The organism is Streptomyces sp. NPDC017979, from assembly GCF_044328175.1.
Lineage (GTDB): Bacteria > Actinomycetota > Actinomycetes > Streptomycetales > Streptomycetaceae > Streptomyces.
The window spans coordinates 79,923-105,482 of sequence record NZ_JBIRGU010000015.1 but is presented as its reverse complement, the minus strand read 5'-3'; the positions used below and the strand labels follow the sequence as shown (position 1 = coordinate 105,482).

At 72.6% G+C, this 25,560-nt stretch carries 23 protein-coding genes; 11 read left to right on the top strand and 12 right to left on the bottom strand.

The annotated features are described in order from the left end of the window. Positions 1 to 14 precede the first annotated feature (14 nt). Positions 15 to 1,139 carry a MerR family transcriptional regulator gene (locus tag ACH4E8_RS30080; RefSeq protein WP_398454162.1) on the bottom strand — a complete coding sequence of 375 codons (1,125 nt, stop codon included), beginning with the start codon at positions 1,137 to 1,139 and terminating at the stop codon, positions 15 to 17. Positions 1,140 to 1,267: 128 nt separating this feature from the next. Here ACH4E8_RS30080 and bla point away from each other — a divergent pair, with 128 nt between their 5' ends. After that, positions 1,268 to 2,248, top strand: a complete 981-nt coding sequence (bla, locus tag ACH4E8_RS30075; protein WP_398454160.1) for a class A beta-lactamase — start codon at positions 1,268 to 1,270, stop codon at positions 2,246 to 2,248. Here the strand turns inward: bla and ACH4E8_RS30070 are convergent. From ACH4E8_RS30070 to ACH4E8_RS30050, 5 genes are all read right to left on the bottom strand, one after another. Beyond that, entirely contained in the window at positions 2,241 to 3,431 is a 1,191-nt protein-coding gene (locus ACH4E8_RS30070) for a sulfite oxidase (protein WP_398454158.1), read from the bottom strand. The genes bla and ACH4E8_RS30070 overlap by 8 nt on opposite strands. A gap of 116 nt (positions 3,432 to 3,547) precedes the next feature. After that, a complete protein-coding gene (locus ACH4E8_RS30065) occupies positions 3,548 to 5,452 on the bottom strand; it encodes a hypothetical protein (protein WP_398454155.1) in 1,905 nt (634 codons plus the stop codon). Between the two features lie 57 nt (positions 5,453 to 5,509). After that, the gene (locus tag ACH4E8_RS30060) at positions 5,510 to 5,788 is read right to left on the bottom strand and encodes a hypothetical protein (RefSeq protein WP_398454153.1); all 279 of its coding nucleotides are present in this window, start codon (positions 5,786 to 5,788) and stop codon (positions 5,510 to 5,512) included. After that, a complete protein-coding gene (locus ACH4E8_RS30055) occupies positions 5,772 to 6,041 on the bottom strand; it encodes a DUF6400 family protein (RefSeq protein ID WP_398454150.1) in 270 nt (89 codons plus the stop codon). The genes ACH4E8_RS30060 and ACH4E8_RS30055 overlap by 17 nt, the downstream gene beginning before the upstream one ends. A gap of 132 nt (positions 6,042 to 6,173) precedes the next feature. Further along, positions 6,174 to 7,376, bottom strand: a complete 1,203-nt coding sequence (locus tag ACH4E8_RS30050) for a TetR/AcrR family transcriptional regulator (protein WP_398454148.1) — start codon at positions 7,374 to 7,376, stop codon at positions 6,174 to 6,176. A gap of 494 nt (positions 7,377 to 7,870) precedes the next feature. On the opposite strand from ACH4E8_RS30050, the gene ACH4E8_RS30045 reads away from it, so the two are divergent. The 8 genes from ACH4E8_RS30045 (at position 7,871) to ACH4E8_RS30010 (ending at position 13,659) form a co-directional block, all read left to right on the top strand. Continuing rightward, positions 7,871 to 9,058, top strand: a complete 1,188-nt coding sequence (locus tag ACH4E8_RS30045) for a lipid-transfer protein (RefSeq protein WP_398454146.1) — start codon at positions 7,871 to 7,873, stop codon at positions 9,056 to 9,058. Positions 9,059 to 9,061: 3 nt separating this feature from the next. After that, positions 9,062 to 9,556 (top strand): MaoC family dehydratase N-terminal domain-containing protein, encoded by a 495-nt coding sequence (locus ACH4E8_RS30040; RefSeq protein WP_398454143.1) that lies wholly within the window; start codon positions 9,062 to 9,064, stop codon positions 9,554 to 9,556. Continuing rightward, the gene (locus ACH4E8_RS30035) at positions 9,553 to 9,945 is read left to right on the top strand and encodes a MaoC/PaaZ C-terminal domain-containing protein (protein ID WP_398454140.1); all 393 of its coding nucleotides are present in this window, start codon (positions 9,553 to 9,555) and stop codon (positions 9,943 to 9,945) included. The genes ACH4E8_RS30040 and ACH4E8_RS30035 overlap by 4 nt, the downstream gene beginning before the upstream one ends. Positions 9,946 to 9,989: 44 nt before the next feature. Beyond that, complete coding sequence (locus ACH4E8_RS30030) at positions 9,990 to 11,147, top strand: acyl-CoA dehydrogenase family protein (RefSeq protein WP_398454137.1); 1,158 nt, start codon at positions 9,990 to 9,992, stop codon at positions 11,145 to 11,147. A 251-nt stretch (positions 11,148 to 11,398) separates the two neighbouring features. Further along, positions 11,399 to 11,641: a hypothetical protein gene (locus ACH4E8_RS30025; RefSeq protein WP_398454134.1), complete on the top strand. Its 243-nt coding sequence runs from the start codon at positions 11,399 to 11,401 to the stop codon at positions 11,639 to 11,641. A gap of 20 nt (positions 11,642 to 11,661) precedes the next feature. Next, positions 11,662 to 11,880, top strand: a complete 219-nt coding sequence (locus ACH4E8_RS30020) for a hypothetical protein (RefSeq protein ID WP_398454131.1) — start codon at positions 11,662 to 11,664, stop codon at positions 11,878 to 11,880. Further along, positions 11,877 to 12,788 carry a DUF6895 family protein gene (locus ACH4E8_RS30015; protein ID WP_398454128.1) on the top strand — a complete coding sequence of 304 codons (912 nt, stop codon included), beginning with the start codon at positions 11,877 to 11,879 and terminating at the stop codon, positions 12,786 to 12,788. Before ACH4E8_RS30020 ends, ACH4E8_RS30015 begins: the two co-directional genes overlap by 4 nt. Positions 12,789 to 12,801: 13 nt before the next feature. Continuing rightward, positions 12,802 to 13,659: a hypothetical protein gene (locus ACH4E8_RS30010; RefSeq protein WP_398454125.1), complete on the top strand. Its 858-nt coding sequence runs from the start codon at positions 12,802 to 12,804 to the stop codon at positions 13,657 to 13,659. Between the two features lie 293 nt (positions 13,660 to 13,952). On the opposite strand, the gene ACH4E8_RS30005 is transcribed toward ACH4E8_RS30010, so the two are convergent. The 4 genes from ACH4E8_RS30005 to ACH4E8_RS29990 all read right to left on the bottom strand — a co-directional run bounded on the left by ACH4E8_RS30005 (position 13,953) and on the right by ACH4E8_RS29990 (position 19,949). Next, the gene (locus tag ACH4E8_RS30005) at positions 13,953 to 15,029 is read right to left on the bottom strand and encodes a zinc-binding dehydrogenase (RefSeq protein ID WP_398454123.1); all 1,077 of its coding nucleotides are present in this window, start codon (positions 15,027 to 15,029) and stop codon (positions 13,953 to 13,955) included. A gap of 290 nt (positions 15,030 to 15,319) precedes the next feature. Next, positions 15,320 to 16,789, bottom strand: a complete 1,470-nt coding sequence (locus ACH4E8_RS30000) for an aldehyde dehydrogenase (RefSeq protein WP_398454120.1) — start codon at positions 16,787 to 16,789, stop codon at positions 15,320 to 15,322. Between the two features lie 111 nt (positions 16,790 to 16,900). After that, positions 16,901 to 18,601, bottom strand: coding sequence for a class I adenylate-forming enzyme family protein (locus ACH4E8_RS29995; protein WP_398454117.1), 1,701 nt, complete (start codon positions 18,599 to 18,601; stop codon positions 16,901 to 16,903). 265 nt (positions 18,602 to 18,866) lie between these two features. Continuing rightward, positions 18,867 to 19,949 carry an esterase/lipase family protein gene (locus tag ACH4E8_RS29990; RefSeq protein ID WP_398454115.1) on the bottom strand — a complete coding sequence of 361 codons (1,083 nt, stop codon included), beginning with the start codon at positions 19,947 to 19,949 and terminating at the stop codon, positions 18,867 to 18,869. A gap of 161 nt (positions 19,950 to 20,110) precedes the next feature. On the opposite strand from ACH4E8_RS29990, the gene ACH4E8_RS29985 reads away from it, so the two are divergent. Beyond that, the gene (locus tag ACH4E8_RS29985; protein WP_398454112.1) at positions 20,111 to 20,554 is read left to right on the top strand and encodes a hypothetical protein; all 444 of its coding nucleotides are present in this window, start codon (positions 20,111 to 20,113) and stop codon (positions 20,552 to 20,554) included. 428 nt (positions 20,555 to 20,982) lie between these two features. Here the strand turns inward: ACH4E8_RS29985 and ACH4E8_RS29980 are convergent, their stop codons facing one another. After that, positions 20,983 to 22,902 (bottom strand): hypothetical protein, encoded by a 1,920-nt coding sequence (locus tag ACH4E8_RS29980; protein WP_398454110.1) that lies wholly within the window; start codon positions 22,900 to 22,902, stop codon positions 20,983 to 20,985. 307 nt (positions 22,903 to 23,209) lie between these two features. Here ACH4E8_RS29980 and ACH4E8_RS29975 point away from each other — a divergent pair, with 307 nt between their 5' ends. Further along, positions 23,210 to 24,622 (top strand): cellulose binding domain-containing protein, encoded by a 1,413-nt coding sequence (locus tag ACH4E8_RS29975; RefSeq protein ID WP_398454107.1) that lies wholly within the window; start codon positions 23,210 to 23,212, stop codon positions 24,620 to 24,622. Between the two features lie 111 nt (positions 24,623 to 24,733). Here ACH4E8_RS29975 and ACH4E8_RS29970 read toward each other — a convergent pair whose 3' ends face one another. Further along, positions 24,734 to 25,543, bottom strand: a complete 810-nt coding sequence (locus ACH4E8_RS29970; protein WP_398454105.1) for an alpha/beta fold hydrolase — start codon at positions 25,541 to 25,543, stop codon at positions 24,734 to 24,736. Positions 25,544 to 25,560: the final 17 nt, after the last annotated feature.

Genomic DNA, 25,560 nt, shown 5'->3' with positions numbered 1-25,560 from the left:
CTCTCGGTCCTCGGTCAGTGTTCGGTGTCGGGGGTCAGGCGGACGGGCATCGCGAGGGTGGTGAAGCCGCCCTGGTCGGCGGAGCGGATCACGACGGGCTGCGCCGCGTCGGCGACCTCCAGCAGCACGTCGGGGCCCACGCTCGCCTCCAGGGCCGGCAGCAGGACGTCCGGGGCCATCGCGAAGGGGACCGTCACGCCGGTGGCGATGGCGGGCAGTTCGACCGGCCCCGCCCCGCGTTCGGCGGCGGACGCGACCGTCAAGCCTCGGTCCGTGGCCGCGAGCCGGAGCGGGCCCGGCGGGAGGGCGCCCTCGACGACGGCGGCGCGCAGTGCTCCGCGGTCGACGACGATCCGCTGCCGCACCGGGGGCAGACCCGCCAGCACCGCCCGGTAGTCCGGATACGTGCCCTCCCCGGCGTCCGCGGACCGCAGCGGCCAGGTGGTCCCGTCGTCGCCGGACAACCGGCCGCCCGCCGCATCCGCGGACGCCTCGATCAGGACCTGCGGCTGCCGCAGCGCCCAGGCCGCGACCTCCGGCACCGCCCCGGCCGCCAGCGTCAGCCGGGCCCCACCGCCTTCGACGGAAACGGCGCGCAACTCGCGCACTGCCAGCCGATAGCGGTCCGTGGCCACCACGCGCACCTCGTGGCCGTCGAGTTCGACCAGGACGCGCCCGAGCACGGGGAACTCACGGCGCGCCGCGGCCGGGGCGACCGCGGGCGCCACCTGGCGCAGGGCGCTCGCCCACTGGGCGCCGTCGACCGCCGTCCGTGCCGTCGCGTCCGCCGTCCCGGCCAGTTCGCCCAGCAGGGCCGCGATCGTGGCGTGGGCCGTCGCCGCGGTCCTGCGGACCTTGAGCGCGTGGTCCGCCAGGACCTCGCGGGCCCGCTGCCGGTCGCCGTCGAGGACCACGGTCGCCTCGGTGAGCGGCAGCCCGGCCTCCCGCAGCCGCCGCACCAGCACGGCGCGGGCTTCCTGGTGGGGCGCGTAGGAGCGGTATCCCGTCGCAGCGTCCACGTGTGCGGGCCGCAGCACCCCGCAGTCGTCGTAGAAGCGCAGGGCGCTGGGCGCGAGCCCCACCAGCCGGGCGAAGGGCCCGATGCCCATCAGGTCGTCGTGCGTGTCGTCGTCGTTCATGAACGCGATGGTGCAGGTTCAAGCGGCTCGAAGGTCAAACGCGACCCGCGGCACATCACCGCACCGCGATGGAACCGTCGGCTCGGCCCACCACGTGGTGATCACTGATCGATGCCAGTACCAACGACATGGGGAACGAGATCGTGAAGACGCGAGGAACCCTCAGCCGCCGCACCGCGCTCGCCGTCGGAGCCGGATCGACGCTGGCCGTCGGCCTGGCCGCGGCCCCCGCCGTGGCCGCCCCGGCCCCCGCCCCCGCCGTCGGTCGGCGCGGCGCGGCACTCGGCGCCACCGACCCCGCCGTGGCGGCGCAGTTGCGCGTGTACGAGAAGGAGCACGGCGCACTCCTCGGCGTGGTCGGCCACAACTTCCGCACCGGGGCGACCGTCACGCACAACGCGACCCGGCGCTTCCCGATCTGCTCGGTGTTCAAGACGCTGGGCGTCGCCGCCGTCCTGCGCGACCTGGACCGCAACGGCGAGGTGCTGGCCCGCCGCATCCGGTACACGTACGACGACGTGCTCGCCGCGGGCGGCCCGGACTCCTCCCGGATCACCGCCCTGGAGAAGAACGTCGCGGGCGGCATGACGATCCGCGAGCTCTGCGACGCCAGCATCACCCACAGCGACAACTGCGCCGCGAACCTGCTGCTGCGGCAGATCGGCGGCCCCACGGCGATCACCGACTTCTGCCGTTCCGTCGACGACGACGTCACCCGGCTCGACCGCTGGGAGCCCGACCTCAACACCGCCGAGCCGGGCCGCGTCACCGACACCACGACCCCGAAGGCCATCGCGGTCACCTACGCCCGGCTCGTCCTCGGCACCGAACTCAGCCGCCCGGACCGCCGACTGCTCACCGACTGGCTGCTGGCCAACACCACCAGCGGGGAGCGGCTGCGCGCCGGGCTGCCCGCCGACTGGAAGCTCGGCGACAAGACCGGCGGCGGCGAGTACGGCACCAACAACGACGTCGGCATCGCCTGGACGCCCGAAGGCGCACCGGTGGTGCTGGCCGTCTTCAGCACCAAGCCCGACTCGCCCGAAGGCCCCCGTGACAACGCGCTCATCAAGAAGACCGGCGCACTGTTGGCCGGGGTGCTCAGGTGACGGTCACCGGGTGGCGTACGACGGCGTCGAACAGATAGCCCTGGGTGTTGTGGGCCGTCCGGGCCGGCTGGACGTTCCCGGCCAGGTCGGTCGTGCGTGACAACAGGTGGCCCGGCCCGGTGCGCTCCGGCCGCCAGGGCAGGGCCCACCGCACCCAACCGTCGGGGCGCGGCACGTCGCACAGCCGTGCCGCGCTCCACTGCGCCCCGCCGTCCACGCTGACCTCCACCCGCTGCACGGGGGCCGCGGCCGACCAGGCGCGGCCGGTGAGCAGGTGCTCCCGGCCGGCCGCCAACTGCGCGCCGGGCGCCAGTTCGAAGGCGCTCTTCAGCGTCTGCCGGGTCAGCGGCGCGGACCCCTCGGGCGGGTGGCCGGCGCCGAAGAGCCGGTAGAAGCGGGTCGTCCACGGCGAGTCCAGCGGAGTCTCGCTGACCTCGATGTCCCCGACCCACTTCACCGAGGCGATCCCTATCCACGACGGCACGACGACCCGCACCGGGAACCCGTGGTCGTACGGCAAGGGCTCGCCGTTCATCTCGTACGCGAGGATCACGTCGTCCACCGCCTTCGCCAGCGGCAGCGGCCGGCGCACCCGCCCGAGGTTGACGCCGTCGGTGACGAACTCGTCGTCCAGGCCGCGGGGCATCACCGCCACCGCCGACGGCGAGGCGCCCGCCAGTTCCAGCACGTCCCGCAGCCGCACCCCGCGCCAGCGGGCCGCGCCGATCGCGCCCAGCGTCCACGGGGTGCCGCTGACCTGCTCGCCCTGCTGCGAGGCGAAGTAGCTGCGGCCGTTGCCCGCGCACTCGACGACGGCGGTACGGGTCACCGACGGCAGCGAGCGCAGCCGCCCGTAGTCGAACTCCACCGGGCTGCGGCCCCGCAGCCCGGTGCCCCACACCGTCAACTTCCAGTCCCGCTCGCTCAGCCGGGGCGTGGAGGTGTGGTTGCGGACGAAGAAGCGCTCGGCGGGGGTGAGCAGCCCGGTGCCCCGGAACGCATCCGTACGGGTCTCGGCGTTGGTGCCGCGCACGGTGAACACGTCGGGCGGCAGCGGCTTGACGATGCCCGGCGCGGCCCGGTCGACGGGCGCGGCCGATGCGGCGGCGGTGGTGGCGGGTACGGCCAGGGGACCGGCGGCGAACAGTTTCAGCAGGTCACGGCGGTCGATGGCAGGGGACACAACAGCCTCCCGGCGGCGGGGGAATGCCCTTTGCCGCGATGCTAGTGCCCCTGCCCCGCGTGCCCCGGCAGTTCACCGAGTTGACACGATCGACCCCGGGGGAGCCGGGGCGCGGGTCAGAGCAGCAGCACCGCGGCGGCCCAGACCAGCGTGAAGCCCGCGATGACCGGCCCCAGCGGCGCTCCCTGGTCGCGGGATTCGGCGTCCTCGGTCGGGCGCAGCTCCGGGTAGTGCAGCATCGCCCGCAGCGCCTCGGTGGCGTCCGCAGCGGCCGAGCCCTTGCCCAGGCGCCGCTGGAACCAGCCGGCGCTCACCGGCATCAGTTCGATCTCGTCCCGGCTGCCGGAGATGCTGATCTCGACGGTGTCGTGGGCGTGCCGGACGCCGGCGATCCGCTCCCAGCGCACGTGGCGCACCCGCCAGCCGCCGCGCACCCACACCCCGCCGCGGTCCGCGGTCAGGCGCCAGTTCAGCGCCGTCGCCACGATCGTGATGAAGTACGGCAGCGCGAACAGCGCCAACACCTTGTACCAGGACCAGTCGCCGACCAGGAGCTGGGCCAGCGTGATGCCCTGCACGGCCAGCAGGAACACGCCGACGCCGCGGGAGCCGCCGTCGGCGGTCCAACTGCGCGGGGCCGTGGTCGGCCGCATCCCGTCGGCGACCTCGCGCACCGGGCGGCGGCGCGCTCGACGACGGGCCGGCTGCTGCCCGGGCGCCTTGGCGCGGCCGTACGCCTTGGGGGACAGCGGCCCCAGGGCGTAGGGCCGTACGGGGGTGACGCTGCGTTCCACGTCGACCTGCTCCGTCTTGCCCGTCGGTTCCGGGGCGAGGAAGGCGACTTCGGCGCCCGCGTACGGCGCACCGAGCAGGACCGCTTCGCGCAGCGGCGGGTTCTTGCCGGACGCCAGCAACGCGTCGAACCGCTCCGACTCCTCCTCCGCGGTCTCGACCCGCGCTTCGTCGTCCGGGAGGCGGCCCGCCTCGGTGGCGTAGAGCGAGTGGAAGGTGAGGAGAGGCCGTTCGGCGGCGAGGTCGTCGGCCGCGTACACGTAGGTACGGGCGTCCTCCTCGCCCTCGTGCACCAGGACCCGGAGCGCGGGCAGGGCGCGGCCGTTGAGCGAGCGGGCCCTGAGGTGGCCGGTCGCTCCGTTGAGGAGGAACGCGAGACCCGGGACCGAGCTCAGCACCAGCAGCAGTTCCCAGTCGAAGATGTCGTACGGCTCGGCGACCAGCCGGACCCAGTCGCCGTCGACCACGAGGTCCACCGAGGTGCCCACCGGGTAGTCCTCGGGGAAGACCGTGTCGAGGGTGTGCCGGCGCTGGCCGTCCCGGGCCTCGACGACCAGCGTCGAGACGTCGACGTCGACGGCGTCGACCCCGACGACCTTCGCGCTGACCCGGGTCGCGCCCGCGGCCCGGTCCTCGTATCCGGACACCACGTCCAGGGCGCGCCAGAGGGCGAACGCCGACACCGCGAGCAGGAGCACCCCGACGACCAGCGAGAGCCGGCCGCGCTTGAAGTCGCCCGAGCCGTCGGGGAGTTGGTGCCGGACGTCACCGGCTGCCGCTTCGGCGAGGGTACGTTGGCGCCGGGCGGAGCCGACCCGGTGGACCACCGTCACCACGGCGAAGCCGAGCGCGCCGAGCAGGGCGATTCCCCCGGCGCCGAGGTCGGAGAGGGCGAAGTCCGCTTCGACCAGGACGGCTGCGAAGAGCGTGCCCAGGCCGCCGAGGGCCAGCAGCGGCTGGCGCCAGACCCCGTACAGGCACAGCAGCGCCAGCACCGTCATGGTGATGTTCGGCCACGAACTGGCGCACGGCCGGGCCGTCGTGCACGCCTCCTCCGGTGCGGACACGACGAACCACACCATCCCGACGGCCAGGGCGAGCACCGCCCCCAGCGGATGCGCCCAGCGCCGCGGGGCGGCGGCCGACCACTGCGCGGCGTCGGCGGACCGCCAGGCCACGGTGCCCGCGGGTATGTGCTCGGAAGGGAGGGGGAAGGGAAGTTCGCTCACAAATCGCATTATTGCGTGAGCTGTAAGTACGGCCTGACCAGGGCTGACACCGCATGATCAAGCAGCGGTGTCCGACTGGGGTCGGTGCCCGTGCCGTGCGCCGTCGCCGTCGGGGCGACGGGCCCGGCCGGGCCGGGTGTCCAGCGTCCACAGATGGGTGCAGTTCGGGCACTGGAGGTGGACGACGGGCCCCTTGTTGGCGATCAGGTAGCGCCAGTGGTCCCGGCAGTTGCGGCGCTGCGCACAGGTCGCGCAGGACCGGGCGTCGTCACATGCGGGGCAGGCCACCCAGGCGCGCCGGGCGTCGTCCGCCTGGGGGTCAATGGGCAGCCGCACGGCCCGGCCCTCCACCCGGCAGCACTCCGGCCGCCACCAGCATGTCGTACGTCCTGCGCTGCTCGGCGTCCAGGTCCGCGTACAGCCGCGCGTACGCCTCCTCCTCGTCGCGCAGCGCGGCCACGGGGTCCCAGTGCGGTCCCAGCGCGGCGACGACCTCGGCCCGACGGCGGGCCTCCTCGAAGGTCAGGTCGATCGCGAAGGGCACGAGGTCGGGCGCCTCGTCGCGGCTCAGGTCGTCCGTGGCTTTCATGGCATTGCTTCCGGTGTGGGGGTGTTCCTCCCAGCTGTACCAGAGGCGCCGCCGAACAAGGAAGGGTGACCTAAGTCTCCCCGTCGGTCCGCGCTGCCGACGCCGCCCGCCGGGGTCGACACGTGACGCAGATCACCGATCGACCGACTGGGCGTCCAGCAGGGCCGCGCCGATCTCGGCGAGGCGGTCGGTGAGGTCCGGGCGGCCGCCCAGGCGGCCGGTGCGCACCGCGTTGTCGACCACCGTCAGTACGGCGCTGACGACGATCCGGGCCTCGGCGGCGTCCGCCTCCGGCCGCAGCTCCTGGTAGAGGCGGCCCCACAGGTCCAAGTACTCCCGCTGGCCCTGGCGCGCCGAGCGGCGCTCCTTCTCCGGGAGCTGGTCCAGCTCGCCCAGCAGCAGCCCGATCAGATGGGCGTGCTCCAGGGCGAAGTCGATGTACGCGCCCAGCAGTGCGTGCAGGGTCTCGCGCGGGGTCCCCGGGGCCTCCAGCGCACGTGCCGTGCCCGCCCGGCGGGCCTCGGCGCCGCGCAGAATGCCCGCCACCAGCAGATCCGTCTTGGTGGGGAAGTGCTTGTAGATGCTGGGACCGGACGCGCCCGCGGCCTCCCCGATGTCGTCCGTGCTCACCGACTGGAAGCCCCGCTCGTCGAAGAGGCGCAGGGCGGTGGTGAGGATCTCCTCGCGCCGGGACACGGCGAGGGCGGCGTACGCGCCGGGCGCGCGCTCCTCGGCGGCCGCGTCGGGCGTCGCGTCGGCGGTGCCCAGCTCGCAGTAGGCCACGGCGAACCCCAAGCGGCGCATGACCTCCTCGAAGCGGCGGCGCGGCAGCGAGGTGCGGTGCCAGGAGATGGAGCCGTACACCGACATCAGCGACCAGGCGAGCAGCGTCCGGTCGGCCGGGGACAGCTCGGGGCGACGGGAGCCGATCAGCGCGGCGAGGCGGCCCGCGATGTCGGTCAGGGCGTGCCGGGCCCGCTCGCGGTGCTCCGCCGGCAGGTTGCGCGCCTCCCGCTGCCAGATGACCGCCGCCCCGCGGCGCTCGATGGACTGCCCCGCGACGGTGGCGAGGTAGTCGTCGAGGCCCACCGCTCCGGCCACGGACGCCGACATCGTGTCGAGGGTGCGGTCCACGACGTGCGCCAGCAGGTCGGGCTTGCCGCGGAAGTGCCGGTACAGCGCGGGGGCGGTGATGCCGACCGCGGCGGCCACGTCCGCCACGGCGATGTTGTGGTAGCCGCGGTCGCGGAACAGCTCGTGCGCCGCGTCGACGATCCGCGCCTTGCGGTCCGGGGGCCTGCGGGTGCCCGTGCGCTTGGCGGCTTCGGTGGGCATCGCGGTCCGTCCCTCGCTGTGGGCCGCCCCGGGGCGGGGCGCTTGCCCGGGTCGGCGACGTCGTTCGTACCGCACAAGGTACCGCACCCACCCCGGCGTTGTGATCAAACACTCACCAAGTGGAGTCCCTCCTTCCGGCTGCCGCCGTCCGCGGATCCCTTTGTGCCCCTTCGCTCCCGTACGGCCAAGGCGTCGGGTCAGTGCTCGAAAGTGAACAATCCCTAACGTAGGGGGTGCTCGACAGTGACCTTCGGTCGGACGCTTCGGGGGTGCACCCCCGGCCTTCGCTCGATGGATTCGGGTCGATGCCCCGCCCCTGGTCGGGCCGCTCGTTGAACTTTCTTTGAATCCCTTGGTCGGGCCTTGGCGGGGGAGTGGCCGCCGACCCTCGCGGTGACTGAAGCAAAACCGTTTATCTGGCATGAGAACCCCTTGACACAAGCCAAGACGGCCAAGAAAGTGAAGAAGCGATAACCAAAACAAGGGAGGGTGACATGAGTCGGCGAGCGCTCGTGGCCGGAGTGGGCATGGTCCCGTTCGCAAAACCCAGCGCGGCCCGTACGTACGACGAGATGGGGGCCGGCGCCGTCGACATGGCGCTCCGTGACTCCGGGCTCGACTACGCCGCGGTCCAGCAGGTGTACGCGGGATACGTCTACGGCGACTCCACCTGCGGACAGCGGGTGGTCTACCGCTTCGGGATGACGCGGGTGCCCGTGCTCAACGTCAACAACAACTGCGCCTCCGGCTCCTCCGCGCTGTGGCTCGCCCGGCAGGCCGTCGAGAGCGGCGCGACCGAGTGCGCGCTCGCCGTCGGCTTCGAGCAGATGCCGCCCGGCGCCCTCGGTGCCAAGTGGACCGACCGCCCCGTCCCGCTCACCGACTTCGCCGCCGCGCTGCGCGAGGTGTACGACGTCGACCCCGAACTCCCCATGACCCCGCAGTACTTCGCCGCCGCGGGTGAGGAGTACCTGTCGAAGTACGGCATGCGCGCGGAGACCTTCGCCAAGGTCGCCGTCAAGGCGCGCCGGCACGCCGCGGCCAATCCGTACGCCGTCTTCCGCGACCCCGTCAGCGAGCGCGACGTGCTGGACTCCCCGCGGATCGCCGGCCCGCTGACCCGGCTCCAGTGCTGCCCGCCCACCTGCGGCGCCGCCGCCGCGATCGTCTGCTCCGACGAGTTCGCCCGGGCCCACGGCATCGCGCCGAAGGTCGCCGTCGCCGCCCAGGCCCTCCAGTCGGACGACGCCGGACTCTTCGACGTCAAGAGCGCCATCTCGCTCGTCGGCGCCGACGTGACCCGCGCCGCCGCCACCGAGGTGTATGAGAAGGCCGGCGTCGACCCCCGGGACGTCAAGGTCGTCGAACTGCACGACTGCTTCACCGTCAACGAGGTGCTCAGCTACGAGGCGCTCGGCCTGTGCGACGAGGGCGACGCCGAGCGGTTCGTCCTCGACGGCGACAACACCTACGGCGGACGCGTCGTCACCAACCCCTCCGGCGGACTGCTCTCCAAGGGTCACCCGCTCGGTGCCACCGGGCTCGCCCAGACCGCCGAGATCACCTGGCAACTGCGCGGCGAGGCCGGTGCCCGCCAGGTGGAGGGCGTCACCCTCGGCCTCCAGCACAACCTCGGACTCGGCACCGCCGGAGTCGTCACCCTCTTCGAGAAGGTCTCCTAACCGATGCCCATCGACCGTGCCGTCATCGGCACCCGCACCCCCGACCACACCGTGGAGGTGGAACGGGGCCGGCTGCGCTTCTTCGCCCTCGCCACCGGGCAGACCGACCCCGGCTACCTCGACCCCGCAGCGGCCGAAGCCGCCGGCCGCCGCGACCTGCCCGTCCCGCCGACGTTCTTCTTCTGCCTGGAGATGGAGAACCCGCACCGCGGCGACCTGCTCGCCGGCCTCGGCGTCGACCTGCGCACCATCCTCCACGGCGGCCAGTCCTTCGAGTACCACGCCATGGCGTACGCGGGCGACCGGCTCACCTTCACCACCGAGGTGACCGACGTGTACGCGAAGAAGGGCGGCGCGCTGGAGTTCATCGTGCGCACCACCCGGGTCACCCGTGACGGTGCCCCCGTGGCCACCCTCACCGGCACCGTCGTCGTCCGTGCGAACTCCCACGACTCCAACAACTCCAACAACTCCAACAAGGGGACGGCGGCGGCATGAACACCGGGGACACCTTCACCCTCGTCGCACCCGAGGTCACCCGTACCGTGCTCGCCCTGTACGCGGGTGCTTCCGGCGACCACAACCCGGTGCACATCGACCTCGACGCAGCCCGTGCGGTCGGCATCGACGACGTCTTCGCCCACGGCATGCTCTCCATGGCCTACCTGGGACGGCTCCTCACCGACAACGTCCCGCAGGAGCGCATCCGCTCGTACGAGGTCCGCTTCACCGCGATCACCCCCGTGCGCGCCACCCCCACCTGCACCGGCACCGTCACCCGCGTCGAGGACGGCGCGGCGCACCTCGACCTGACCGTGGCCCTTCCCGACGGCACGGTCACCCTCCGGGGCGGCGCCGTGATCGCGCTCGACCCCGCCACGGCGTAGCCCCGCACCGCCCCGCAGCCCCTCCTCGACCCCAGGGAACCGTCATGAAGCGCAGCATCTACCACCAGGAGCACGAGGACTTCCGCTCCATGATCGCCGACTTCATCACCAGGGAGGTGAAGCCGCACTTCGAGCAGTGGGAGCGGGACAACCTCGTCGACCGCGACCTGTTCCGCAAGCTGGGCGCCCTCGGCGTGATGGGCTTCGACGTCCCCGAGGAGCACGGCGGCAGCGGCGCGACCAGCTACAAGTACCAGGCGGTCATCGCCGAGGAGAGCGCCAAGGCCGCGGTCTCCTTCGGCCACTTCGGCGTCTCCACCGGCATCGTCCTGCCGTATCTGCTCAACCACGCGAGCGAGGAGCAGAAGAAGCGCTGGTTCCCCTCGATCGCCAGCGGCGACACGATGCTGTGCATCGCGATGACGGAGCCCGGCACCGGCTCCGACCTGGCCGGCATCCGCACCACCGCCAAGCTCTCCGCCGACGGCACCCACTACGTCCTCAACGGCGCCAAGACCTTCATCACCGGCGCCCGCAACTCCGAGCTGTGCGTCGTCGTGGCCCGCACCTCGCCCGCCCGCGCCGACGACCGCCGCTTCGGCCTGAGCCTGCTGGTGGTCCCCACCGACAGCGAGGGCTTCGCGTTCGGCCGCAAGCTGGAGAAGATCGGCATGCGTTCCTCCGACACCAACGAACTCTCCTTCACCGACGTCCGCGTCCCGGTCCAGAACCTCCTCGGCGAGCAGGACCGCGGCTTCTCCTACCTGGGCCGCAACCTCGCCCGCGAACGCCTCCAGATCGGCGTCGGCGCCTGCGCCACCGCGACCGCCGCGATCCAGTTCGCCAAGGAGTACACCCAGCAGCGGCAGGTCTTCGGCACCGCCGTGGCGTCCTTCCAGAACACCAAGTTCGTCCTCGCGGAGTGCGCGACCGAGGTCGCGGCCCTCCAGGCGATGGTCGACCAGGGCGTCGAACTCGACGACGCGGGCGAGCTGACCGCCGCCGACGCCGCGAAGATCAAGCTCTTCGGCACCGAGGTCGCCGGCCGCGTCATCGACAAGTGCCTCCAACTGCACGGCGGTTACGGCTACATGCTGGAGTACCCGATCGCCCGGCTGTACGCGGACACCCGGGTCTCCCGGATCTACGGCGGCACCAGCGAGGTCATGAAGACCATCGTGGCCAAGAGCCTCGGGCTGTAGACCGGTGGGGAACCCGCTACCCGGCTCCGCCGCGCGGCGCCCGGGTGGTCGGCCCCCATCGTCAGCGTTTCGCTGTCGCGCCCGCACGGTCGGGCGCTTTCCCATGGTCCGGCGTTCGGGAGATCCCGCAACGTGATCTCCCGGCACGCTTGAAAGGGCTACTACCTCCACTTTCCGCTGAGTTGCGAGGTTCATGGGCTCACGCACACTGGGAGAGGTATGCAGACCGAACCCTTCGGACGGAGGCCGTCATGTCGTCGCAGAATGCCGAGCCAGGAGGCGGGTACGAGCGCGCGGTCGCCGAAGCTCAGGCCGAGATCTATGCGCACGTTCAACATCTTCATGACGAGGGCGTGATCGACCTGGACGCTCCGGCGCGGAACGTCGTCGACGTTCTCGACCAGAAGTATCCGCGACGGGCGGACAAGGCCGCGGCACAGGCCGGCGGCTACTGGCTCGTCGGCGACCAGGGTTGGTGCAACCACCTCCAGTAGTGACGAGAAGGTGAGAACTCATGACTGCCAGCAACCCCCCGTCACGCCCCAGCCGCGACGAGATCCAGCAACAGGTGGAGCGGCTCCAGGAGGCGGGAGTGGTGGACCTCGACGCACCTTTGAGGGACGCCATGCCCGAACTCGCCCGCACCATGGCACGTTATCGGCAGGGAGAGCGTGCGTGGTGGGTCATCGCCTCCGGTGACAATCCGCACGCCGTCTGTGAGTGCGACCTGTGACCTCCCCCACCGTGGTGGAGCAGGTGGTCGAGGGAGCGCTGGGCTGGACCGGCAAGAACCTGTCGCATTTCGACCCGTTCAAGGAGGGGGAGCTGACCGGACTGTGTGAGATCCCGCTGTCGGAGTTGGCGATCCTCACGCTGTCGGCCCAGCGCTCTTCGTGGCCGGTGGACACCGCCGTGATCACGCAGTTCCTGGACTTCCTGGAGAACGCCCATCACCACCCGGTCTACCGGGAACGACCGTTTCGGGAGCCGGAAACGCTGGTGTCCCATCTCATCGTGGCCGCGGCCCTTGAGCGCGGCGGACGGTTGGACGGACACACCCACCGGTCAACGGTCGAAACGCTGGTGGAGGCCAGCACCGTGACGGCGCCCGCACTACCACCGCACCGGACGATGGAGCTCCGGCACGCACTGGATCTGATGGGCGTACGCCACGATCTTCCCTCTTACGCCACGCTGTACCGCAGCACGATGCCGGCGCGGCCGATGAATCCGGTCTACGTGTCCCGGGCAGAGGCGTACGTCCTCACCCACGTCATCTTCTACGCGACGGATCTCGGTTATCGCCTGGCCCAAGGAGTGGACGCAGGCGAACGTCAACGACTCGCGAGACTCGTCGACCGGCTACTCGGCATGTACATCGCCGCTCGGGACTGGGATCTGACGGCGGAGCTCATCCTCTCCGCCCGGTGCCTGCGGCAACCGTCGCCCTTCGAGGCCCCCGGCTGGGAGTGCCTGGCCGCCACCCAACGGGCCGACGGTGCCGTCCCCGGTCTGCGCGCCCGTCTGGCGGAAGCCGACGCGGTCCACGGCGGCCGTGCCGCGACCTCCGACGCGAGCACGTGCTACCACACGACTCTGGTGTCGGCGCTCGCCGGCCTGACGGTCCTGCACGGCGGATGAGGAGGTGAGGACGATGACGCGGTGTCGCGCCAGTTTCGAGCGGGCTGCCGAGTTCGTCTTCGCGGCGGCGCACGCCCCGGACGCCTCCGTGAACCATCAACTCCAGGCGCTGTTCGGCACGTCCCTCGCGGAGAAGGCGGGGGCTCCTCTCGCGGCCGCCCGTGTGGGCGAGATGGCAGGGGAGTTGCGCGGCAGGCTCGACCACGCCTACGACGCCGGTGGATTCGATCCGTTCGCCCACGACGCGAAGCTGCTGCTGCTGTGCCACGGCATCATGCGGAGCCGGGGCGCCGAGTCCCGTGCGCTGGCGTCCTTCACCCGGGAGACCTCGGCCACCCTGCGCGACGTGGGAACCGTTCCGATCGGTCTGACGGGACTGGCGCACCTTCTGACCGCCATGGGGGAGGGCCCGTTCCGGACCAGCCGGGCCGGCGACGGGGGGTCGTTCCCTTCCGTGAGGTCGCTGCTCCTGGCCGAGAACGGCGTCCTCAGACAGCTCTGCAACACCGTCGCCGGGGCCACCCTGTTCGGTGCGCGAAAGGCACCAGGGACGGACCCCGGTCTGCTGCTGGCCCTACCGGTCCTCCTGCTGCAGAAGCTGAGCGAGTACGACCTGATCCTGGGGACGACCCTGCTGCGGACCCTCGCGTACCTCGACGTGCCCGACCCGGAGGCCGTCGACTGGGCCACGCGGTACTTGGAGAGCCAGCAGCAGAGCGATGGCAGGTTCGGCTACTACGCACGGGAGTTGGCCGAGGGCCCTGAGCTACGAACGGTGGACCAGAACCTCCATCTGCCGGTGACCGTGTCCGTGCTGTGGGCCCTAGCGGAGACGTCGGTACCCGGATTTCAGCTCGTGGACCGCGTCTGATGCAGTTCGCTGAGCCGACCGGCCGTCGAGGCGAGGCTCTGCTCGGCCGTGGAGCGAATCCGACCGGGAGGAGTTCCAGGACGGTCGCGTTCGCCGGGCCGCCCGCCCCGCACGGGGACGGGAGGCCGTAGCGGATGCCGTTGTCCCGCACGTGGTGGACGAGGGTGGTCGTCGGCCGGGCCCCGGAGCCGCCTCGGTCGCCGACGGCGGTGCGTGCCGCGTCGACGATCACGGCGTCGCGCATGCAGCTCTCCGGGGCACGTGGGCCGAACGGACGTCGGTAGGGGGGAAGCTCAGGCGATGTCGATGACGGTGCGCAGCGCCTCGCCGGTGTGCATCTGGCGGATGGCCTCGTTGATCCCGCTCAGCGGCACGTGGTGGGTGATCATCGACTCCAGGTCGATCCGGCCCGCGCGCCACAGGTCGATGATCGTGGTGTACGTACGGCGGACGTCGCCGCCGCCGTAGAAGGACGGCAGCACCTTCTTCTCGTTCATCACGAGCTCGGCGAGGTTGAGGTCGGTCAGATCGCCCCGGCCACCCGCGCCGACGAGGCAGACCGTGCCGCCCGGGCGGGTCGCGTCGTACGCGGCGCGCAGCGTGCCGGCCTTGCCGACGGCCTCGAAGGCGTAGTCGAAGCCGATGCCCCCGTTGGACCGCTTCGCGGCGTCCGCGAGTTCGTCGGGGGAGACCGCTTCGGTGGCACCGAACTCCAGTGCCATCCGCCGGCGGTTGGGCGTCGGGTCGACGGCCAGGATCCGCGCGGCGCCGGCGACCTTGGCGCCCTGGAGGATGCTCACCCCCACTCCGCCGAGGCCGATCACCACGACGGAGGAGCCGGGCCGGACCCGCGCCGTGTTCAGCGCCGCGCCGATGCCGGTGGTCACCCCGCAGCCGATGAGGGCGGCGATGTCGTACGGCACGTCGTCGGGGACCGGAACGGCCGCGTACCCCGCTATGACGACCTCCTCGGCGAAGGTCCCGGCGCCCATCATCCCGGGCAGCGCCCGGTCGCCGTGCCGGAAGTTGGGGGTGGCGAGGTTGCCGAAGCCGCTGCGGCACAGGTGGGTGTCGCCGGTCGCACAGACCGCGCAGACGTCGCACGGCGGCATCCAGCAGACGATGACCCGGTCCCCGGGCGCGACGTGGGTGACGCCCTCCCCGACCTCGACGACCTCCCCCGCGCCCTCGTGGCCGGGGACGAAGGGGGCGGGGTGGGCGAGCACCCCGCTCATGGCGGACAGGTCCGAGTGGCAGAGCCCGGCCCGGTGCATCTTCACCCGGACCCGCCCGGGCCCGAACGACGCGGACGCCACCTCGGCGACGTCCAGGTTCTCGTCACCGGTGGCGTGGAGGATGGCTGCGTGCATGAACGTCTCCTGGTGCGTGATGGGTTGCGGGGGGTCGGCCCGGATCGCATCCGGAACCCCTCGTTTGCCTCGGTGGTCGGCGCGGTTTCGCCGTGCGGCGGGCCGTGTTGTCGCGTCTGCGGCCCGGTGGTGGGCTGTTCGCGCAGTGCCGCGCCCTCGGCCCCAGCGGGCCTGGGGGGACGGAACTGCGCGACAAGCCCGCCACCGGGCCGCGCAGACCGACGCTCCCGCAGGGAATCGGCGGCTACGTCCAACGCGCAGGGACGTGCGACGAAGCCTGCGGACGCGGCCTAGTCCGTCGCGGGGCGCGGCAGGTTGAGGGTCTGGTACTCGACGTAGGACTCCAGGCCCTCGGGGCCGAACTCGCGGCCGAGGCCGGAGTGTTTGAAGCCGCCGAAGGGCGCGGCGAGGTCGAGCCGGAAGCCGTTGACGGTGATGGTGCCGGTGCGGACGCGGCGGGCCACGGCCGCCGCCCGCTCCCCGTCCGCGGAGAACACCGCGCCCGACAGGCCGAAGTCGGAGTCGTTGGCGATCTCGACGGCCTCGCCCTCGGTGCCGTACCGGATCAGGCAGACGACGGGGCCGAAGATCTCCTCGCGGGCCACCCGCATGTCGTTGGTGACGTCGCCGAGCAGGGTGGGCTCGACGTACCACCCGCGGGTCAGGCCGTCGGGCACCCCGCCGCCCGTGAGCACCGTGGCGCCCTCGTCCCGTCCGATCCGTACGTACTCCAGGTTCCGCTGCTGCTGGGCCCGGGTCACCAGCGGGCCGACGACGGTCGCGGGGTCGGCCGGGTCGCCGACCGGGAGGGCCGCGAAGGCCCGGGTCAGCGCGGTCGCGACCTCGTCGTAGCGCGCGTCGGGGACCAGGACGCGGGTGAGGGCGACGCACGCCTGACCGCTGTTGGCGCCGCAGGTGCCGGCGACGATCGCGGGCACGGCGGTCGCGAGGTCGGCGTCGTCCAGCAGGATCGCCGCCGACTTGCCGCCGAGCTCCAGCGAGACGCGCGTCAAGTTGTCCGCCGCCGCGGCCATGACGGCCTTCCCGGCGGCCACCGAACCGGTGAAGGCGACCTTGTCGACGTCCGGGTGGCCCACCAGGTGCGCACCGGTGTCCCGGCCGCCCGGCAGCACCGACAGCACGCCGTCGGGCAGCCCCGCCTCCACGCACACGTCGGCCAGCCAGTTGGCGTCCAACGGGGTCTCCGGCGACGGCTTGAGGACCACGCAGCAGCCGGTGAGCAGGGCGGGCGCCAGCTTCGCGGCGATCGTCATCTGCGGCACGTTCCACGGGGTGACCGCGGCCACCACGCCCACCGGCTCCCGGCGGACCAGGACGGGCCCGGCGACGCCGGTGCGCTCCTCCTCCGGTCGGAAACCGGCCGCCACGGCGAGCGCCGCGCCGAACGCGCCGACCGCGGACAGCGCCTGTCCGCGCACGGAGAACGCGAGGGGCGAGCCGTTCTGCAGGGTGATCAGCTCCGCCAACTCCTGGTGGCGCTCGGCGATCAGGTCCTTGATGCGGGTGACGACCGCGATCCGCTCGGCGAGCGGGGTGCGCGGCCAGGGCCCGTGGTCGAAGGCCGCGCGGGCCGCCGCGACCGCCGCGTCCACGTCGGCGGCGGTGGCGTACGGCACCCGGCCGACGACCTGCTCCGTCACGGGCGAGACGACGTCGATGACGTCGCCGCCCGCGGGCTCGGTCCAGCGACCGCCGATGAACAGCTCCTGGTACGAAATGACTTCGCGCTCAGCGGACATGCGGGGCTCCTCTGTGTTGCGGGGTGGTGCACGGGGGTGCGGTGGTACGACGGCGGGGACGCCGCACCGGGTTGCGTTCGGCGGGCAGCGTCAAACGTCCGGGCGTCGCCGTCAGGCGTCCGGGCGCTGCCGCAGGCGCTGGCGCAGCTCGGACTTGAGGACCTTGCCGGTGGGCGTCAGCGGCAGCGCGTCCACCACGTGCACCTCGCGGACCTTCTGGTACGGCGCGACGCGCGCGGCGACGTGCGCCATCAACTCGCCCGGGAACGCCCCGTCGCGCTCCGCCCGCTCCCGGGCGGCGGGCTGGGCGACCACGAACGCGACCGGGACCTCCCCGACGGCCGGCTCGTGCCGCCCGACGACGGACGCCTGCGCCACGTCCGGGTGGGAGCACAGGACGTCCTCCAGCGGCTGCGGATAGACGTTGTAGCCCTTGTAGATGAGCATGTCCTTCGCCCGGCCGACGAGGTGGAGGAAGCCGTCGCCGTCCAGTCGCCCCACGTCGCCGGTGCGCAGCCAGCCGTCGACGAACTGTTCGGCCGTCAGCTCCGGCTCGCCCTGGTACCCGTCGGTGACCTGCGGGCCGCGCACCCACACCTCGCCCGGTTCGCCGGCCGGGCGGACGCCGACCCCGTCCTCCGCGCGGATCTCGACGGTGGTGAGCGGCAGCGCGCGCCCCACGGAACCGTCTCGCGGGGCGGTGCCCGGCGGGGTGATCGTCACCCCCATCGTGGCCTCGCTCAGCCCGTAGCCCTCGGACACCTCCGCCTGCGGCAGCACGGAGCGCAGCCGGGCCAGCGCCTTGCTGTCGATGGGGGCCGCGCCCGAGGTGACCAGGCGCAGCGACGACAGGTCGCGCCGGTCCAGCTCGGGGCTGGCGAGCATGGCGTAGAACATCGCGGGGGAGCCGGAGATGTGGGTGACGCCGTGCGTCTCGATGTCCCCGACGAACTTGTCCGCGTGGAAGCCGCCGCCGGAGATCACGCAGGTGGCGCCCATCAGCGTGTTGCCGTTGTGGCCCACCAGCCCCAGGCCGTGGAAGAGCGGCGCGACGGTCAGGTTGACGCACTCGCCCGGGACGATGCCGAGGTCCGGCGCGTCGGGGGAGCGGCGGGCGCGCAGCCCGCCGTCCTCGTCCAGCTCCGGCCGGGAGAAGGAGCGCCAGCAGGCGGTCTGGAGCACGTTGGCGACGAGGTTGCGGTGCAGTACGCGCACGGCCTTGGTGCGTCCCGTGGTGCCGCCGGTGAGCTGGAGGTGGGCCACCAGCTCCGGGTCGGGCCGGTAGTCCGCCAGCGGCGGGCCGGTCAGCAGGTCGGCCAGCGCGGACCAGCCCTGCGGCAGCGCGGTGTCCGACGGGGCCGGGCCCGCGGCGGTTGCCGGCACGTGCACCACCAGCCGCGCCCGGTCCACGACCGCGACGGCCTCCGGAGTGCGGACGGCAGCGGGGTGGGTGAAGACCGCGGCGGCCCCGCAGTCGTCGAGCTGGCCGCGCAGCGCCTCGGAGGGCTGTGCGGGATTGATCGGCGCGACCGTGAGACCGGCGCAGAGCGCCCCGTAGTACGCCACGACGTACCACAGGGTGTTCGGCATGTGCAGCGCGGCGACGTCGCCCGGCTCGAAGCCGCGGGAGCGCAGCGCGCCGGCCAGCCGCAGCGCGGCCTCGCGCAGCTCTTCGTACGTCAGCGACTCGGCGCCGTCCCGCAGGGCGACGCGCCGCGGGTAGGCGCGGGCGGCGCCGGCGAGGATCGCGTCGACGCCGACCCGGGGGATTTCGAGGGACGACGGGAGGTACGAGGGCCAGGCGTGGGTCACGAGTTCTCCTGGTGACTGGCGGTGGAGGCGGGACGAAAAGCGTCTAGTGAACAGCCAGTAGCTCGTTCTGTTGTCATGTGCGCGACGGCGAAGAGATGTATCCGGCCGTCAAGCGCGGAGTGAGGGGCTTGAGGGGGCGCCCCATGGGAGCGAAGTTAATTCAGGCTAACGTGACTGTCTATGGTTGGGACGGACTTCTTCCGGCGGCCGGGCCACGCCGTGCGGGGGCTGTGAGTCGGCTGTGCGGGGGCTGTGCGCGGAGCGGTCAGCCCCCGGTGGCGGCGTACGGGCGAAGCGCCGGCTCGCGGTGCGTCTTGGCCGCCGTGGCGAGTGCCGTGGCGGCCGCGGGCGCCACCACGGTCGTCGCGTGCAGGACGTCACCCGCGTCGACCCCGGGGACGTACGGATCGCCCCAGCACGCCCCCGCCGGCAGCCGCTTCGGGTCGGCCGGCCCGGCTCGGCCGAGCGCGTCCAGCACCAGCCGGAACGCCACCGAGTCGTACACCAGGCCGATGTGGGTCACCAGCCGGATGCCGCACACCTCCTGGATCCCGATGTTGCGCGCCCCCTCCTTGGCCGCGGTCCGGTACGGCGTGACGACCAGGTCGTCCCGGGTGAAGATCGAGGTGTACGAGACGTCGCCGGGGGTCTGGTCGCCCGAGTTCAGCGCGGTGAGGAAGGCGGAGCCGCGCTTCATCTGGTGCGCGGCGGCGGCACAGGGCAGCGCGCACAGCAGGTCGCCCGCCGCGGTGCCGTGCTCGGGGGTGCCGAGGCTGACGACGTCGTCGACCGCGGCCCGCATGCCCGGCCACCAGGTCAGCCCCCAGCGGACCTGGAGCCCGCCCTGGCTGTGGGCGACGACGTCGGCCTTGCGGCCGGTGGCCGCGTGCAGCGCGGCGACGGCGTGGACGACGTACTCGGCGGACTCCTGGATGTCGCCGGTGGACCGCGCGGGCAGGTCCACGGTGCACACGTCGTACCCCTGCGCGCGCAGTGCGGGTGCGTAGTTCCAGCCCCAGTTGAGCGCCGCGTCCACGCCGGTGCCGTGGACGAGGAGGACCGGCTCGCGCTGTGAGCGCGGGAAGTCGGACGGGCAGTCGAGGGCGGCGGCGAGCCGGTCGGGCGGGGTGTCGAGCGGAGGGCCGTCGACGGTGCCGGAGGTCTTGCGGGCGGCGGCCTGCGCCGCGGCGGGGTCGACGGGCGCGAGGACGGTGGCCGCGGCGACCACGGCGAGCAGCGCACTGAACGCCCCGAGCGCGGCCAGGACGCCGCGGACGCCGCCGATGCCGCGGTGGCGACCTGGTGTCACCGGTCGCTTCGGGTGGTGCGGGTGGTTCTGTCCGGGCACGGTCACCTCCGGGTTCGGGGCGTCCCTTCACGTTAGGGACGAATAACGTCTGGGTCCATGGATGTGTTGAGAAATGGGGTGACGAGCGGTTCTTCTCTTCCCTGGAAGGGGTGTTTCGGATTCACTTGTTCGGGAGTTGACGCAACTTCGGGGAGGGAGTCGTGATGTGGGTGCAGGGGCGCGGCGGTACGAACGCGGGCGCGGGTGCGGAAGCCGGGGTGGTGGCGGGCGTTCCGTACGACGAACTCGCCGAGTTCTACCGGGTGATCGACACCGCGTTGGCGGCCTGCGCCGACTTCCGCGGTGCGCTGGAGCAGATGGAGCACTCCCTCGTTGCGTTGCGCGCCCTGCGCCGCCCCGGTCCACCGCCGGTGGTGCTGGGCGGCGGCGCGACGCGGGAGGCGTGGGCGGAGTTCTCGGCGGCGTTCCAGGCGCTGAACGGCGCGTTGACGCACGCGCGGGTGGAGGGCTACCGGGCGGCGGTCGACGACGGCGGTCTGACGCTGAGCGAACTGGCCCGCATGTCGGGCCACTCCCGCCAACAGGTCACCCGCCTGGTGAACCGCGGCCGCGACGCCCACGTCGCCCCTCCGGGGAGGTCATGAGCCTGGGCCGCTCCAGCACGACGTGACGGACGCGCCGTTGCTCTGGCGGGAGCGTCGGTCTCCGCGCCCTGGTGGCTCCGGCGCCACGTGACGGACGCGCCGTTGCTCCGACAGTGCGTTGGTCTCCGCGGGCCGGTGGTGGGCTGGTCGCGCAGTTCCCCGCGCCCCTCATTGCCCACGCCCCTCTGGCGTAGGGGGCCCGGGTGGTACCCGCAGGGGGTCGACAGTAGGAGCGAAACAGGGGCGCTGGGGGTACCACCACGCCCTCTGAGCGAGCGTAGGGGGCGGAACTGCGCGACCAGCCCACCACCGGCCCGCAGGAATCAATGCTCCCGCAGGGAAGCGGCGGGTAGGTCTGGGGCGCGGAGATGCGCGAGCAGTACGCGGGACCGGGGCGCGGAGGCTGACGCCCCGCAGGGGGGCAGCGGCTAGGGCTGGGGCGCCGCTACCCCCGCGCTGCGCGCGGCGTCGCGGGCGTCGGGCGGGAGGGACGCGTCCAGCCGCCCCCGCCCCTCGCCCCGCACCAGGCGGTTCAGCTCCCACCCGCCCCGGTCCTTCGCCGTCGCCCGCAGGTTCCACGACGACGCCATGCCCGCGTACAGCAGGCCCTTGTCCTCGAAGGGCAGGAACACGCGCACGCCGTGCTGCGAGCGGTTGCCGAAGCCGTCCAGGGTCTCCGGCACCGCCGGCCGGGCCGGGTCGTCCATCCGCCAGACGTCACCGCCGCCGAGCGTCGCCTTCAGGGACGGGCCGACGACCGACTCCAGGCTCCTCTTCGTCGTCCGTGACAGCCCGTTGTTGACCGCGGTGAAGTGCGCGCCCGGGGTGATCAGCCCGGTGCTGTCGAACGTGGCCATGTACAGCCGGTCCTGGAAGACCGTGAAGGTCCAGGCGTACGCGTTGCCGACGTTGCCGTTGAAGCCCGAGGGGCCGAACTTCGGCTTCTGCCCCAGCAGGTTGGCCTTGGCGGTCCACCGCTTGGTGTTCGGGTTGTAGACCGGCAGCTTCTCCTCCCCGTACAGCAGGGTGGTGCGCTGGCGCTCGGTGCCCGGGTCGCTGATCCGGAACACGGTGGTGGGGCGGCTGGCGGAGAGCATGTCCCGCTTGCGCAGCACGTCGCCCTTGGGCTGCCCGTACGCCTGCCACATGGTCTGGACCGCGCCGACGGCGGCCTGGTTGTAGCTGCCGACGTACAACTCGCCGCGCCACTCGGTGAGCGCCCCCCACGCGACGCCCTTGCTGAGCACCGGGTCCGGGTCGTACTCGTCCCACGAGAAGATCGGCTGCCAGGCCGCCGCGCCGTCGAAGGTGAGTCCGGCCGAGGGGATCGGCGGGCTCATCCAGACCTTCGCCGGGCCGCCGCTGACCGCGCCGCGCTCGCCCGGCACCTGGGTGCCCCAGCCGGAGGCGACGAGCCGGTCCTTGAAGGTGGTGAGGTAGCCGGGGTCGTTCGCCAGTTGGGCGACGACCTCGAAGGAGAACGGTGCCTCCTTGTCACCGGTCCACCGCAGCACCCGACCGCCGTTGACGCCGGGCGCCCGGCCCGCCAGGTACAGGTTGCCGTCCGCGGCCACCACGCCGCCGCGCGCGCTGACCAGGTCCGTGTACGCCTTGGAGCCGAGGAACTTCCCGGTGGAGCCCTCGAAGGCGAACATCGACAGGCCCTGGCCCACCGCCTGGCCCTCGTTGACCAACTGGCCGAAGAGGAAGACGACGTCCTCGTGGGCGGCGGCGCCCCGCAGTCCGACGGTGCGCTTGAGCAGCGGATCCGACGCGGGGGTGAGGTCCTCCACCTTCTGGGTGTCGGCGTTGACGCGCAGCACCTGCGGGGTGCGGGCGTCGCCGTAGATCTCGCCCAACTCCCCGGCGCTCGCGCCCTTGCCGAACTCGCACACGTCCGCGTTCTTCACCAGGTACGGCGTGGTGTCTCCGGAGTAGGTGGAGGACGCGTTGCAGGTCACGTTGGAGAGCGTGCCGAAGTACGCGTAGTCGCCGGAGCGGGCCGCGCTCCACACGTACGCACCGTTGATCTTCGGCTGCGAGCCGGACGGGCAGGCGCCGTCCTTCGGCTCGGGGCTCGGTCCGCCGATGGACGTGAAGCACTCGTCGACCTGTGCGCGGGCCGCCTGCTGCACGTCGAGGACCGGCCCCGGATGGGCCGCGGTCGACGAACGCGCGCCCTCCTTGGGGCCGGTGGCCGCGGCGGAGGGCGTGGGCGCGGCCGTGGTCGTGGCCGTGGCGCTGGCGTTCGGCGCGAGCAGCGCCGCGAGGGCCGTCGCGCCGGTGGCCAGCATCGCGACGCGGCGACTGCGGGACGGGCCCGGCCGGCTGGTTCTGGTGGAATTCATGTCAGGGGCACCTCTGTGTCGTCGTCCGCTCACGTTCTGGGACGTGAGCGAGCATCGGGCCGCACGCCGGGGGTGCGTCAACACCTCGGGCCCAAGCGCGCCGAGGGCGAAGACCGGCACGGCGAGCGCAGCCCCGCCGGACGACTCGTACCGGCGCGGACCGTGCCTCTCTAGTCCCCGGACCCGCAGTGGATCTGACGGGGCGTCGTATCTTTCGTCCCCTACCGCACCCCGCCCGTCCTTCTGTAGGTTCTGCGCGATCACCGCCCGGTGATCACTGCTCCCCCCACCTCAGGAGAGACAGCAGATGCGAAGATCCCCCCACCGGCGGCTGCGCACCGCCGCCGTCGGCGTGCTCGCGGCGACCCTCGCCTCCCTCGGGCTCGCGACCCCGGCCGCGAGTGCCGGTACGAGTCCGGGCGGAGCCACCGACGTGCGTCTCGCCGTGCAGTACCGCACCACTGCCGCCGCGGTCGGCGCGCAACAGGCCACCCCTCAGCTCACCGTGCGCAACACCGGTGCCGCGCCCGTCCGGTTGGCCGATGTGAAGCTGCGCTACTACTTCACCGCCGACGCGCCCGGCGCGGTCCACCGCTTCGCCTGCGACTGGGCGGTGCGGGGCTGCGCCAACGTCACGGGCGCCTTCGCCCCCGTGGCGACGCCGACCGCGACCGCCGACCGCTACCTGGAGATCGGCTTCACCGCCGCCGCGGGCTCCCTGGCCCCCGGCGCCGACACCGGCGAGATCCGGCTGCGCGTGCATCGCGCCGACTGGCAGCCCCTGAAGCAGTCCGACGACTACTCCTTCGGCGCCGAGCGGACCACGTACGCCGACTGGCCCAAGGTCACCGCGCACCACGCGGGTGCCGCGGTGTGGGGTACGGCGCCGGGCGGCGGGCCCGTCGATCCGCCCGCACGCGCCCTCTTCGACGACTTCGCGTACACCGGGTCCGCAGACCCCGCGCTCTCCGCCCACGGCTGGAGCCTGCGCAGTTGGCCCGGCGGCCCGGGGGTGCCCGGCGCGACCTGGACGCCCGAGAACGTCTCGTTCGGCACCGCCGACGGCGCCTCCGCGATGACGCTGCGCACCGAGACCGCGGGGAGCGCGGCCAGCACCCGGCAGGCGGAGATATCCACGTCGGCGATGAAGTTCCGCAACGGCACCTACGCGGCCCGGGTGAAGTTCAGCGACGCGCCCGTGAGCGGTCCCGACGGCGATCACGTGATCCAGACGTTCTTCGCCATCAACGACCTCAAGGCGCCGATGGCCGACGACTACGCCGAGTACGACTTCGAGTACCTGCCCAACGGCGGCTGGGGCGAGACGGGCAACACCCTCTTCGCCACCTCCTGGGAGACGTACGACCCGAACACCGGGCAGGTCGTCAACCGGCACACCGCCGACCGCGCCGGCTACGGCGGCTGGCGCGACCTGGTCCTCACCATCGACGACACCGCCGTGCGCTACTACGTCGACGGCCGGCTCTTCGCCACCCACGACGCGGCGTTCCTGCCCGAACGCCCCATGCTGATCGCCTTCAACCAGTGGCTGACGGGCCTGGCCGGGCAGTCGAGCACCGAGCCCCGCGCGTACGAACAGCACGTGGACTACGTGCTGCACGTGAAGGACGAGGTGCTGTCCGCCGCACAGGTCGCCGAGCGGGTCGCGGCGTACCGGGCGGCGGGGACGACCTTCGCGGACACCGTGCCCGCGGCCTGACACCCCCGGGCCCACCCGCCCGGAACCCGTTGGGCACGGCCGCCACACCCGGCGGCCGTGCCCGTGGCTGCACCGTCCAGAGGCACAACAGCGCGCAGCGGGCGGCAGGTGTCAGGGGGCCTTGGTGGTGAGGAACTCCACCATCGCCTTGTTCACCGTCACCGGGTCCTCCAGATAGCCGTAGTGGCCGCAGCCCGCGATCAGTTCGTACTCGGCGCCCGGGATCGCGTCGGCGACCTCCCGGCCCAAGTGGGGCGGGCAGAGCAGGTCGTCAGCGAAGGCGATGACCTGACTGCGGACCCGGATGTCCCGGTACGCGGCGAGCCTGTCGTCCAACCTGCCGACCTCCATCTGGGCGCGCTGTCCTGGCCCCGCCGCGGTCGTCAGCTCGAAGAGGTCGATCCAGTCGGCCATCGCCGCGTCGTCGTCGAGGGTGCGCGGCGACAGCGAAGTGAGGGCGCGCACCACGGAGGCGTACCGGTCCGGGATCCGGACGCCGGCATCGTGCAGTTCGATCTCGGCGCGGGCGAGGGCGGCGCGTACCGCGTCGGTGCGGCCCCGCGTCGCCATGAGGACGACCTGGCTGACCAACTCCGTTCGGGTCAGGGCGAGTTCCTGGGCGACGAACGCGCCCAGGGAGGTGCCGACAACCCGGCAGGGCGCGAGGTCCAGTCGTTCGATGAGCCCGGCCACGTCGTCGACCATGTCCTGGAGGGTGAAGCCCTCGGGACATTCGGAGGTCGGCGGGACCCCCCGACTGTCGAAGGTGATCACGCGGAACCCGACCGCGGTGAGCGCGGGGACCTGGTGCAGTTGCCATGCGGTACGGCTGCCTCCCGTGCCCTGGATCATCACCACCGGGTCGCCCGATCCCACGTCGTCGTAGCAGAGCCGAATTCCGTTCACGGCGATCACCGGCACGGTGCGCTTCCCCTCTT

What these genes read in the sequence shown, in the direction of transcription:
- ACH4E8_RS30080 (WP_398454162.1), bottom strand. Translation starts at nt 1,139, where the DNA reads ATGAACGACGACGACACGCACGACGACCTGATGGGCATCGGGCCCTTC.
- bla (WP_398454160.1), top strand. Translation starts at nt 1,268, where the DNA reads ATGGGGAACGAGATCGTGAAGACGCGAGGAACCCTCAGCCGCCGCACC.
- ACH4E8_RS30055 (WP_398454150.1), bottom strand. Translation starts at nt 6,041, where the DNA reads ATGAAAGCCACGGACGACCTGAGCCGCGACGAGGCGCCCGACCTCGTG.
- ACH4E8_RS30050 (WP_398454148.1), bottom strand. Translation starts at nt 7,376, where the DNA reads ATGCCCACCGAAGCCGCCAAGCGCACGGGCACCCGCAGGCCCCCGGAC.
- ACH4E8_RS30045 (WP_398454146.1), top strand. Translation starts at nt 7,871, where the DNA reads ATGAGTCGGCGAGCGCTCGTGGCCGGAGTGGGCATGGTCCCGTTCGCA.
- ACH4E8_RS30040 (WP_398454143.1), top strand. Translation starts at nt 9,062, where the DNA reads ATGCCCATCGACCGTGCCGTCATCGGCACCCGCACCCCCGACCACACC.
- ACH4E8_RS30035 (WP_398454140.1), top strand. Translation starts at nt 9,553, where the DNA reads ATGAACACCGGGGACACCTTCACCCTCGTCGCACCCGAGGTCACCCGT.
- ACH4E8_RS30030 (WP_398454137.1), top strand. Translation starts at nt 9,990, where the DNA reads ATGAAGCGCAGCATCTACCACCAGGAGCACGAGGACTTCCGCTCCATG.
- ACH4E8_RS30025 (WP_398454134.1), top strand. Translation starts at nt 11,399, where the DNA reads ATGTCGTCGCAGAATGCCGAGCCAGGAGGCGGGTACGAGCGCGCGGTC.
- ACH4E8_RS30020 (WP_398454131.1), top strand. Translation starts at nt 11,662, where the DNA reads ATGACTGCCAGCAACCCCCCGTCACGCCCCAGCCGCGACGAGATCCAG.
- ACH4E8_RS30010 (WP_398454125.1), top strand. Translation starts at nt 12,802, where the DNA reads ATGACGCGGTGTCGCGCCAGTTTCGAGCGGGCTGCCGAGTTCGTCTTC.
- ACH4E8_RS30005 (WP_398454123.1), bottom strand. Translation starts at nt 15,029, where the DNA reads ATGCACGCAGCCATCCTCCACGCCACCGGTGACGAGAACCTGGACGTC.
- ACH4E8_RS30000 (WP_398454120.1), bottom strand. Translation starts at nt 16,789, where the DNA reads ATGTCCGCTGAGCGCGAAGTCATTTCGTACCAGGAGCTGTTCATCGGC.
- ACH4E8_RS29980 (WP_398454110.1), bottom strand. Translation starts at nt 22,902, where the DNA reads ATGAATTCCACCAGAACCAGCCGGCCGGGCCCGTCCCGCAGTCGCCGC.
- ACH4E8_RS29975 (WP_398454107.1), top strand. Translation starts at nt 23,210, where the DNA reads ATGCGAAGATCCCCCCACCGGCGGCTGCGCACCGCCGCCGTCGGCGTG.